We start from the raw sequence: 11,058 nt of genomic DNA on the forward strand, positions 1-11,058 counted from the left end.
GCGCAGCACTTTGCTGAGTCGCTGTTGCTGCAGGAACAGCAAGTCGTCTGGCGCAACGATCCAGCCCCATGACGACCGTTTAAATACCCATCAAAACAGTTGTCAGCAGCATCTGCGGTCTTCATGCTGCATTTTTCATTTTTGTTACAGGACTTTTCTGCGAATGTCTGCCTCTGCCCGAGATGCCGATTCAGCCTCCCGCCGTTCGGCGACCGTTCTCAGCCTATGCCTGCCCAGCGATGTCCTGTTGTACCTGCTGTTGCCGATGAACGCCGATGCGTTCGGCATCAGTCTGGCCGAGGCCGGAGTGTTGCTGGCGGCCAACCGTCTTGTGCGAATCTTCGGATACAGCTACGTGGTGCGGTTCTATGCGGATAGAGGCGACCGGGCTGCGGTAATGCTGGCGGCGACTGTCTCGATGCTGTGCGCGCTGGGCAACTCATTCATCTCCGGCTTCTGGTTGTTGCTCATCCTGCGTCTGGGCTGGGGCCTGAGCTACGCCGCGTTGAATCTTTCGACCCAGGCGCTGGCGACCTCTGAGCCGGCAGGCGCTGCACGCAGAGCGGGCACTTCAAGGGCGATCATTGCGATCGGTCCGATGCTCGCGTTGCCGCTTGGGGCATTGGTCAGCATGTACTTTGGCCCGCGAGTCATCTTCCTGATCCTGGCATTCTTCTCCCTGACCGGGCTGATCGTCGCCAAAGGCTTGCCGGCAATCCCTCACGCCATGCCGAGCGCGACAGGACGCCGTTTCAAGGCTCCGGACAGTGTGGCCATGTGGTCCTTCATCGAGGGTGTCGCGCTGGACGGCTTGTTCATTTTCGGTCTGTCGTTGCAAGCGCAGTCGGTGCTCGGCGGCAATGCGGTGTTCATCGCAGGGGTGCTGCTGGCGTTGCGTTACGTCTCGGAAATGCTCCTGAGCCCATTGGGCGGACGTGCTGCCGCCAGTTACGGCGCGGTGCGCATGCTGGTGGTGTTTTCAGCGCTAACCACGCTGGCCCTCACCGCATTCGGCTTCCATTGGCTGATCATCGGCGCAGGCGGGGTATTGATCCTGCGCGCGCTGCAATTGCCGCTGGTAACCACCTTGGTGGCGGAGCGCAATCCGGGAGCGGGGCGGGTTCAGGCGCTGGCGGGGAACGCCGTCTGGCGAGACGTCGGCGCGGGAGTCGGGCCCTTGCTGGCCGGGGTTCTACTGCCCATCGCATCGCCATCCTGGGTCTATAGCCTGGCGGGTCTGGCGGTGGTCATCAGTGCGGTGGTGTGCAGTCGCTATAAAGTGCGCGAAGTCACTGCATAACGGCTCGTCCAGACATCCACTCATACCGTTGGGCGATTAATCTCGAAAATCAGGGGCTTGCGTGCAACCTCTGAGGCAATTTCACATCTGATGGTCATTCTTCATACGGACATAAAACGTCGTTAGCCTGCATCGGCTAGCGAAATGCCAGTTCACAGGGACGTTACAAAGGGCGCTCAGCCCCTCACGCATCACCATCAGAACCCAGGCCATCATGACCTTTTTCAAATCACCTGTTTCTTCTTCTGCGCTGCAGCGTGTCGCCTATTTCCTCCTGCCGTTTCTGCTGATCTGCTCAGCGGTATTCTGGTTCACCGTGGGCAGGGGCGTTCACGCGGAGGCGAAGAACGGCACGCAGACCCTGGTGTTCCTGCGCCATGCGGAAAAGCCTGACATGGGCCTGGGACAACTGAATTGTCAGGGCCTGAACCGCGCCATCGACTTGTCTACAGTGCTGCCCAACACGTTCGGCAAGGCCGATTTCATCTTCGCCGCCAACCCGAGCCGGCATGTGGAGGAGGGGGAAGGCGATCGCTCCTACAGTTATCTAAGGCCTTTGATGACCGTTGGCCCGAGCGCGATCAAGCTCGGGCTGCCGATCAACATCGACTTCGCGGCCAATGACACCAGTGATTTGGCCGATGAGCTGATGAGCGACAAATACCACGACGCGACCATTTACACAGCCTGGTCCCACGGTTACCTGCCAGAGCTGATCAACAAGGTCGCCGAAGAAGCCTCCGGCGAGGATCTCAAGCTGGTCAATGACTGGATGGGCGACGATTTCGACTCGGTGCTGGTCCTGACCCTGAAATGGAACGATGGCAAGGCAACTCTGCAGTACGAGAACTACAAGCAGAATCTGAATGATGGAGCGGTGGGTTGTCCGACGTGATGATGCGCGCGTAAACAGTCCCGCGGGTCTGCCGCAATACTTGTGGGAAACGTCGGAGGTTACGACAGCAGTGAACGCATAGGTCAGCCACCAAGCGTTTGCTGATCCAAGGCGCTCGCCAGCAAGCCGGCTCTTACAATGACGTGATTCTCCTTGAGCTTTGTATTCGGCCTACAACTGCGTTAGCGTTCAGCCGGTCCGAGTTCCTGCGGTTTTCTCTCATGCTCGAAACTTCCCACCTCCAGGCCACACGTCTCTTACCCTTCCAGCCTCCCTTCGACTGGCAGCGCATGCTCAACTTCTTTGCGGCACGCATGACCGTGGGCGTCGAAGCCGTGATCGATGGCGCCTACATGCGCCATATCGAGTTCAAGGGCAGCCTGGGGACGCTGTCGGTGGAGATGGCACCGCAAGGCGATCATCTGATTGCGACAGTGCATGGCGAGGTCAGTCGGTATGTTGATGAGCTGATCGAGCCGATCTCGCACATGTTCGATCTGTATGCGGTCCCTGAGGAAATCGATCGGCGCCTGTCCAGTGATCCGTGGCTGGCGTCGCTGGTGCACCGGCGTCCGGGTTTGCGGGTGCCGGGATCTTTTTCGGGGTTTGAGCTGGTAGTGCGGACCATTGTCGGCCAACAGGTGAGCGTCAAGGGCGCCACCACCATTGTCGGACGGCTGGTGCAGCGGGCGGGGGTTCCGGTTCCCGACAGCCCTTTCGAACAACTGGCCTGGCGCTTTCCAACGCCCGATGCGCTGGCGCGAGTCGATCTGGACAAGATCGGCATGCCCGGCAAGCGAGTAGAAACCCTGCAGCGAGTAGCAGCGGGCGTGGCCAGCGGCGAGATCTCGTTGAATGTCAGTCATGGCGACATCGCTGAGTTGCGTCGTCAATTGCTGGCGATGCCTGGCATCGGGCCCTGGACCGTCGAGTACATCGCCATGCGTGCCTGGCGCGACCCGGACGCCTGGCCGGCTTCGGATCTGGTGCTGATGAACCTGATGACGTTACAGGACCCAAGCCTGACTCGTCTGACCTTGCACAAGGCTCGCGCTGAAGCCTGGAAACCGTGGCGTGCCTACGCCGCCATGCATATCTGGAATTCTGCGGCGGATGTGGCAGGCAAGGCCAAGGGTGGATAAAGGCGAATTTGAGCGCAAGATATGGATGGGGCCTGGAAGTTGGGGCAGTTAGTATGGGCACATCGCGCAGACGAGGAATCCTCCCATGACCTTCACATATCGCTTCATCGACTCTCCGGTCGGCCAGTTGAAACTGATCGCCAAAGGTTCGGCCCTCGCGGCGATTCTCTGGGAAAACGATCGTCCCAATCGCGTGTTGCTCGGCGCCATGAGTGAAGATCAGGGCAGCGAAATCCTCGACCGAGCCGAGCAGCAACTGGCTGAATACTTCGCTGGAACGCGCAATCGTTTCGACCTGGAGCTGGACTTTCAGGGCACCGAGTTCCAGAAAAAAGTCTGGAAGGCATTGCTCTCGATTCCCTTTGGCCAGACCCGTAGCTACCTGGAGATTGCCATCCAGATCGGCCATCCCGCTGCTGTCCGCGCAGTGGGTGCGGCCAATGGCAAGAACCCGATTTCCATCATCGCCCCATGCCATCGGGTGATTGGCAGTTCCGGGGCGTTGACCGGATTTGCCGGCGGGCTGGCGGCCAAGCAATTGCTGCTGACGCTGGAAGGCGGGATGCCGGTGTTGTCGAAAAAGCGGGCGCAAAATGCTCCCTCCGCCCAGGCTTCGCTGTTCTAGACTCACGGCCGGAGTGCTACAGGAATGATGCCTGTGCGATGAAAGAAAATTTTGGAAACACCCCTCAATGGAGATGAAAATGCCTGCTTCTGCCAAGACCTTTCGTGACCTTCACCACCAATCCACCGTTCTGCGCCTGCCCAATGCCTGGGATGCGATGAGTGCGCGGCTGTTCGAAAGCCTCGGCGCGACGGCCATTGCCACCACCAGCGCGGGGGTGGCGTGGGCTCAGGGCTATGCCGATGGCCGTGTATTTCCGGTGGAGGTGGCGGTCAGCGTCGCCGAGAACATTGCTCGGCTGATCAAGGTGCCGCTGACGGTGGACATCGAAAACGGCTACTCGGACGATCCGCAAACGGTCGCGGAAAACGTCAAGCGCGTGCTGGATGTCGGCGCGGTGGGCATCAACCTCGAAGACGGCCCGGATGCGCCTGAACTGCTGGCGCGCAAGATCGAAGCAATCAAGAACATGGCAGCCAACAGTGGGTTGGATGTATTCATCAACGCCCGCACGGATGTCTACCTGGCCAGTCTTGTGGCTGAAGGATTACGGGTGGAGGAAACGCTCAAGCGCGGGCAGTTGTACCAGCGAGCAGGAGCCGATGGTCTGTTCGTCGCCGCCCTGGTGGCGGTGGACGAAATCAAGACCGTGGTTCAGGGGGTGGACCTGCCGATCAACCTTCTGGCGCGGCCGGGGCTGCCTGCGGCAGATGAACTGGCGAAACTGGGTGTGCATCGCCTGAGCGCCGGGTCCAGTGTCGCGGTGAGCGTATTGAGCCTTGCCGAGCAACTGGGGCGTGAATTCCTTGAAGAAGGGCGCTCGGAGGCGGTGACTCAAAGCTCGCTGGGGTATCCGCAGATTCAAGCGTTATTTCAGTAATGCGCCGTTCTCAGTAGACGCGCGCTTGCCCGCGAATGCGATCGGCGGTTCAGGGACGCAGTGTGTGACCTGACGCAATCGTGGGCCGGCCGCAACAGATTTATGCGGCGCACCGGGATTTTGGGCTAGCACAATCTCTGTAGGAGCCGGCTTGCTGGCGAAACCGGTGTGGCAGACAACGTCTCTATAGCTGCTGACCCAGCGCGTTCGCGGGCAAGCGCGCTCCAATAGGGGGGAGGTGCATGCCTTCGATCTCTCGGGCGCATCTGAAGCGGGCCTGTAAATCCACGGGGATCTGCATCAGACCATTCATCTGCAGATGGATGGCTCTAGCCAGATTTATCCGAAAAGAGTACAAATGTACTCCATGACGACCTTATCCCCCCGACGCGCTGCCATCCTTACGTTCATTCGTGATCGCATCGCAGAAAATGGCCAGCCGCCCAGCCTTGCGGAAATATCCGAAGCCTTTGGCTTCGCTTCGCGCAGCGTGGCGCGCAAACATATCGTGGCGCTGACCGAGGCAGGCTTCATCGAGGTCATGGCCAATCAGGCCCGTGGCATTCGCCTCATCGAACCCAAACGCCGAGCAGAAATGCTCGAGATCCCGATTCTGGGCCGGGTGGCTGCCGGTGCACCGATCGGCCCCGATATCGATATCCACGACACCTTCACTCTGGACAACCGAACCTTCCTGCGCGTCCCTGATTACCTGCTGCGGGTAAGTGGGGATTCGATGATCGAAGACGGCATCTTCGACGGCGATCTGGTGGGTATTCTGCAAAGTGCCGATGCCAAGGACGGTCAGATCGTTGTGGCCCGGCTGGAGGGAGAGGTCACTATCAAGCGTCTGGAGCGCGGCGATGACCAATTTCGTCTGCTGCCGCGCAACCCGGCTTATGCACCCATCGTCGTGCGCCCCGATCAGGACTTCGCCATCGAAGGCGTGTTCTGCGGTCTGGTGCGTCGGGAATGATGGGCGCGGTAGTCAGCCTCGATGCGCTGCTGAACGAGCGTCGGGTCTGGAGAGGGCGTCCAGAGGTTCAGCCGGTTGCCGCGCAACCCACCGGCCACCCACTGCTGGATGCCGCTCTGCCCATCGGTGGCTGGCCACCCGCTGCATTGACGGAAATCCTGATCCCGGCCAACGGCAGCGGTGAGTTGCGTCTTTTATGGCCGACCCTGGCGCGATTGGCTGACAGCGGCGAACGCATTGTGCTGGTGGCACCCCCTTATGTGCCATACCCCCAGGCCTGGCAATCGGCGGGTGTCGACCTGCGTCAGTTGTCGGTGATCAACGCCAGCGACGCCGATGCTTTGTGGGCCGTAGAGCAATGCCTGCGTTCCGGCAGTTGCGGTGCTGTGCTGTGCTGGCCTTCCAGGGTCGATGACCGCGCATTGCGCCGCTTGCAGGTGGCGGCGGAAACCGGCGAAACCCTGGCCTTCGCCTGTCGCGGGCAACACGCCGCTGCCAATCCGTCGCCAGCCGCTTTGCGCATCGCCATCGACATGCGCCCGAATCAATTGCGGGTGCTCAAATGCCGTGGCGGACTGGCGCCTTCTTCACCGATTCCTTTTACTACCGACGCCTGAGGTTTCCATGCTCTGGGCCTGTATCCTCTTGCCACAATTGGCGCTGGACGGCGTCATGCGTCGTCGCGCCGAGCCTGACCGACCGCTGGCCTTGATCAGCGGTACGGCTCAGCGCCGGGTACTGCAAACCGTCAACGTTACGGCCCGCGAGCTGGGTTTGCGTCCCGGCCAGTCGCTCACCGCCGCACATGCCATGACCCGCGAGTTCGACACGGTCGAATACGACCCGAAGCAAACCGAGCACTGGCACCGTTTGCTGGCGGCGTGGGCCTATCGCTTCAGCTCCCAGGTCAGCCTGAAATACCCGCGGGTATTGCTGATGGAGGTCGAATCCAGCTTCGCGTTGTTCGGTCCCTGGCCAGTGTTCGAAGCCCGCCTGCGCCAGGAGTTGACGGCCATGGGCTTCAGTCATCGCATTGTCGTGGCACCCAATCCGCTGGCGGCGCGGATGCTGGCCAATGCCCACGATGGTCTGGCAGTGACCTGCAACGACAGCCTTCGGCTGATACTGGAGGAGATGCCGGTCAATCGCCTGGGGTTGTCTCAAGAAGTGTCGACCGCCTTTGGGCGCATGGGCCTGCATCGCCTGCGACAGGTGCTGGCCTTGCCGCGCGATACCTTGGCTCGTCGCTTCCCTGCACAGGTGCTGCAGCATCTGGACACCTTGCTCGGGCGCAGACCGATGCCACTGGAGTGCTATGTGCCGCCGGATCATTTCGAGACTCGCATCGAACTGAATTTCGATGTTGAGTCCCATCAGGCGCTCCTGTTCCCCCTCAAGCGCATGATCGCCGATCTGGCGTTGTTTCTCGGCGGGCGTGACAGCGGCGTGCAGCGCTTCGTGATTCACCTGGAGCATGTGCCGGGTGTCGGCAGTACGGCACCGGACACGCTGATTTCAGTGGGCCTGCTCAGTGCCGAGCGCGAGGCCAACATGCTGTTCGAACTGGCTCGCGGACGGCTGGAACAAGTGGTTGTGCCGTCACCGGTGCGTGCCTTGAAGCTGCAAGCCAAAGACCTGCCGGCCTTCGTGCCGTCCCATCGAGAGTTGTTCGATGAGCGCCCTCAGCAAAGCATGCCTTGGGAGCAACTGCGTGAAAGGCTCAGAGCACGGCTTGGCGACGAAGCAGTAAGGGGTTTGAGCTTCCATGCCGATCATCGACCCGAATGTGCCTGGCAGCCGACTTCGCTCAGCAAACCGGCCTCGGGCTTCAGTCAGGTTCCACGTCCGGGCTGGCTGCTGCGCGAACCCGAACCGCTCACAGAACCTGGATTACGCATGCTGGCCGGTCCCGAGCGTATCGAGTCGGGCTGGTGGGACGGCGGGGATGTACGCCGTGATTATTACCTGATCGAAACCCGCAGCGGCCAGCGCGGCTGGGCCTATCGCAGCGTGGGCAATGATAGCGCCCTGTTGTTGCATGGCTGGTTTGCATGAGTTGCGATTACGCCGAGCTGCACTGCCTGTCCAACTTCAGTTTTCAACGGGGGGCTTCCAGCGCCAAGGAGCTGTTCGAACGGGCGAAATTGCACGGCTATGAGGCGTTGGCGATCACCGATGAGTGCACGCTGGCGGGGATCGTGCGTGCCTGGCAGGCCGCCATAGAGTGTGAGCTGCGCTTGATCGTCGGCAGCGAAATCACCATCGAGAACGGGCCGAAAGTGGTGCTGCTGGTGGAGAATCTCGCCGGGTATCAGGCCTTGTGCCGCCTGATCACTCAAGGTCGAAGGCGCAGCAAGAAGGGCGAGTACCGACTGCTGCGTGAAGACTTCGAGCAGCCTGTGGCGGGGTTGTTGGCGTTGTGGCTGCCTGATCTGGACAATCGCGCCGAGCTTCTACAGGCGCAAGGTCAGTGGTTGCGGGAAACCTTCAGTCAGAATCTGTGGTTGAGCGTGCAGTTACATTGTGGGCCCGACGACCAAAGCCGTCTCGCCAGGCTACTGACACTGGCCCGGCGATTGGACATTCCTGCCGTCGCCAGTGGTGACGTGCATATGCACGCCCGTGGTCGTCGTGCATTGCAGGACACCATGACTGCGATTCGTCATCACACCACCGTGGCCGAGGCCGGGCACCGCCTGTTTGCCAATGGCGAACGGCATCTGCGACCCCGCTCGGTGCTCGCCGATCTCTACCCGGCAGAGTTGCTGGCAGAAACCCTGACCATTGCCCGGCGCTGCACCTTCGATCTGAGCCAGTTGCGCTATGAGTACCCCCGGGAACTGGTGCCGGTAGACCACACCCCGAGCAGTTGGCTGCGTCATTTGACCGAAGAAGGTGCGCGCAAACGCTGGCCGACAGGCATTCCGACTATAGCGCGGCAGAATATCGAACATGAGTTGGGGATCATCGCCAAAAAGGAGTACGAGAGTTACTTCCTCACCGTTCACGACATCGTTCGTTTCGCCAGAGAGCAATCGATCCTCTGTCAGGGCCGCGGTTCGGCGGCCAACTCCACGGTGTGTTTCGCCTTGGGCATTACTGAACTGGACCCGGCCAAAGGCAAGGGCAAGCTGTTGTTCGCACGGTTTATCTCCGAAGAACGCAACGAGCCACCGGACATCGACGTCGATTTCGAGCACGAACGACGCGAAGAAGTCCTGCAATACGTGTTCCGCCGATATGGCCGGGGCAGGGCGGCGCTCACCGCAGTGGCCAGCACCTATCACGGCGCCGGTGCCATCAGGGATGTGGCGCGAGTGCTGGGTTTGCCGCCGGACCAGATCAACGCCCTGGCTGATGCCTGTGGGCGCTGGACCGATAATCTGCCGCCTGCTGAACGCCTGCGCGAATGTGGCTTCGAACCCGACAGCCCGGTATTGCGCCGGGTATTGACGCTGACCGGTGAACTGATCGGCTTCCCCCGGCATTTGTCCCAGCATCCAGGTGGCTTCGTCATCTCCGAACACCCGCTGGAGACGTTGGTCCCGGTTGAGAACGCTGCCATGGCCGACCGCACCATCATTCAGTGGGACAAGGATGATCTGGATCTGGTGGGCCTGCTCAAGGTCGATATTCTGGCCCTCGGGATGCTCAGTGCCTTGCGCCGAACCTTCGATCTGGTCACCCGGTATCGAGGCTACGACCTGACGATCGCCAGCATCCCCAACGAGGACAAACCGACCTATGACATGATCAGCCGCGCCGATACCATCGGCGTATTCCAGATCGAGTCCCGGGCGCAGATGTCGATGCTGCCCCGTCTCAAACCTCAGACGTTCTACGATCTGGTGATCGAAGTCGCCATCGTCCGCCCCGGGCCGATTCAGGGCGACATGGTGCACCCGTATCTGCGACGCCGGAACAAAGAAGAGCCGATCACCTACCCGCCACGCCTCAAGGAAGTCTTCGAACGCACCTTGGGTGTGCCGCTGTTTCAGGAGCAGGTGATGGAGGTGGCTATCATCGCCGCCGATTACACGCCGGGGGAGGCGGACCAGTTACGCCGTTCGATGGCGGCCTGGAAACGCCATGGCGGGCTGGAACCGCATAGGGAACGGCTGGCGACTCGCATGCAGGCCAATGGTTATCCCAAAGATTTCATCGTGCGCATCTTCGAACAGATCAAGGGTTTCGGCAGCTACGGTTTCCCGGAATCCCACGCCGCCAGTTTTGCCTTGCTCACCTACGCCAGTTGCTGGCTCAAATGCCACGAACCCGCGGCCTTCACCTGCGCCCTGATCAACAGCTGGCCCATGGGTTTCTACAGTCCTGATCAGTTGTTGCAGGACGCTCGCCGCCATCACATCGACGTACACCCGGTGGACATTCGCTACAGCGACTGGGATTGCTCGCTGGAACCGGTTCAGGGCCGCGAGTACACGCAGAATCTGGCGATTCGCATGGGCATGCGCATGATTCGCGGGTTTCGCGAGGAGGACGCACGGCGCATCGAGCAGGCGCGTAATCAGCGCGAATTCAAGGACGTGACCGATCTGTGTGTACGCGCCGATCTGGACAACCGTGCGCGGGCGTCGCTGGCCGATTCAGGGGCGTTGCGCGGGCTGGTGGGCCATCGTCATCGGGCGCGATGGGAGATTGCCGGGGTCGAGGTGCAACGGCCGCTGTTCGGCGATGATTGTTTTGCCGAGGAAGCACAGGTCCCATTGCCGCTGCCCAGCGTGGCGCAGGATCTGATGGCCGATTACGACACCCTTGGCACCACGTTGGGTCCACATCCCCTGGCTTTATTACGCAACAAACTGGCGGCCAAGCGGTTTCGCAGTTCGAAGGATTTGCTGGGTGAAGAGCACGGGCGAAATTTCAGCGTGGCGGGTCTTGTGGTCGGCAGGCAGCGGCCTGGCACCGCCAGTGGCGTGACCTTCGTCACCCTGGAAGACGAGCACGGCATGATCAATGTCGTGGTCTGGCGCGACCTGGCTGAACGTCAGCGCAAGGTGCTGGTGGGGTCGCAATTGATGCAGGTGTTCGGCAAGTTCGAATACCAGAAAGGCGTGCGCCACATCATCGCGCAACGCCTGTTCGACCTGTCCCCGCTGCTCACCGGGCTCGATGTGCGCAGTCGGGATTTCAAGTGATGTTTCAGCCACCGTTCACCGTGTAGGCGCCGGCTTGCTGGCGAACGCGGTGTATCAGCTAGGTATATGTTCACTGACATACCG

9 protein-coding genes are annotated in these 11,058 nt (G+C 60.8%); all 9 read left to right on the forward strand.

Annotation, left to right across the window (positions count from 1 at the left end):
• The first annotated feature begins 163 nt into the window (after window positions 1-163).
• Window positions 164-1,300 carry an MFS transporter gene (locus tag ACRER8_RS19530; RefSeq protein WP_431747847.1) on the forward strand — a complete coding sequence of 379 codons (1,137 nt, stop codon included), beginning with the start codon at window positions 164-166 and terminating at the stop codon, window positions 1,298-1,300.
• Window positions 1,301-1,514: 214 nt separating this feature from the next.
• Window positions 1,515-2,195 carry a hypothetical protein gene (locus tag ACRER8_RS19535; protein WP_431747848.1) on the forward strand — a complete coding sequence of 227 codons (681 nt, stop codon included), beginning with the start codon at window positions 1,515-1,517 and terminating at the stop codon, window positions 2,193-2,195.
• Between the two features lie 221 nt (window positions 2,196-2,416).
• Entirely contained in the window at window positions 2,417-3,337 is a 921-nt protein-coding gene (locus ACRER8_RS19540) for a DNA-3-methyladenine glycosylase family protein (RefSeq protein ID WP_431747849.1), read from the forward strand.
• 85 nt (window positions 3,338-3,422) lie between these two features.
• Window positions 3,423-3,962: a methylated-DNA--[protein]-cysteine S-methyltransferase gene (locus ACRER8_RS19545; RefSeq protein ID WP_431747850.1), complete on the forward strand. Its 540-nt coding sequence runs from the start codon at window positions 3,423-3,425 to the stop codon at window positions 3,960-3,962.
• 79 nt (window positions 3,963-4,041) lie between these two features.
• Window positions 4,042-4,842, forward strand: coding sequence for an isocitrate lyase/PEP mutase family protein (locus ACRER8_RS19550; RefSeq protein ID WP_431747851.1), 801 nt, complete (start codon window positions 4,042-4,044; stop codon window positions 4,840-4,842).
• Window positions 4,843-5,200: 358 nt separating this feature from the next.
• Entirely contained in the window at window positions 5,201-5,818 is a 618-nt protein-coding gene (lexA, locus tag ACRER8_RS19555; protein WP_431747852.1) for a transcriptional repressor LexA, read from the forward strand.
• Window positions 5,818-6,435, forward strand: coding sequence for a translesion DNA synthesis-associated protein ImuA (gene imuA, locus ACRER8_RS19560; RefSeq protein ID WP_431747858.1), 618 nt, complete (start codon window positions 5,818-5,820; stop codon window positions 6,433-6,435). Before lexA ends, imuA begins: the two co-directional genes overlap by 1 nt.
• Window positions 6,436-6,442: 7 nt before the next feature.
• Complete coding sequence (locus ACRER8_RS19565) at window positions 6,443-7,873, forward strand: Y-family DNA polymerase (protein ID WP_431747853.1); 1,431 nt, start codon at window positions 6,443-6,445, stop codon at window positions 7,871-7,873.
• Entirely contained in the window at window positions 7,870-10,974 is a 3,105-nt protein-coding gene (locus ACRER8_RS19570; RefSeq protein WP_431747854.1) for an error-prone DNA polymerase, read from the forward strand. Before ACRER8_RS19565 ends, ACRER8_RS19570 begins: the two co-directional genes overlap by 4 nt.
• The last annotated feature ends 84 nt before the right edge of the window (window positions 10,975-11,058 follow it).

The organism is Pseudomonas sp. (assembly GCF_050739935.1).
Taxonomy (GTDB): Bacteria; Pseudomonadota; Gammaproteobacteria; order Pseudomonadales; family Pseudomonadaceae; genus Aquipseudomonas.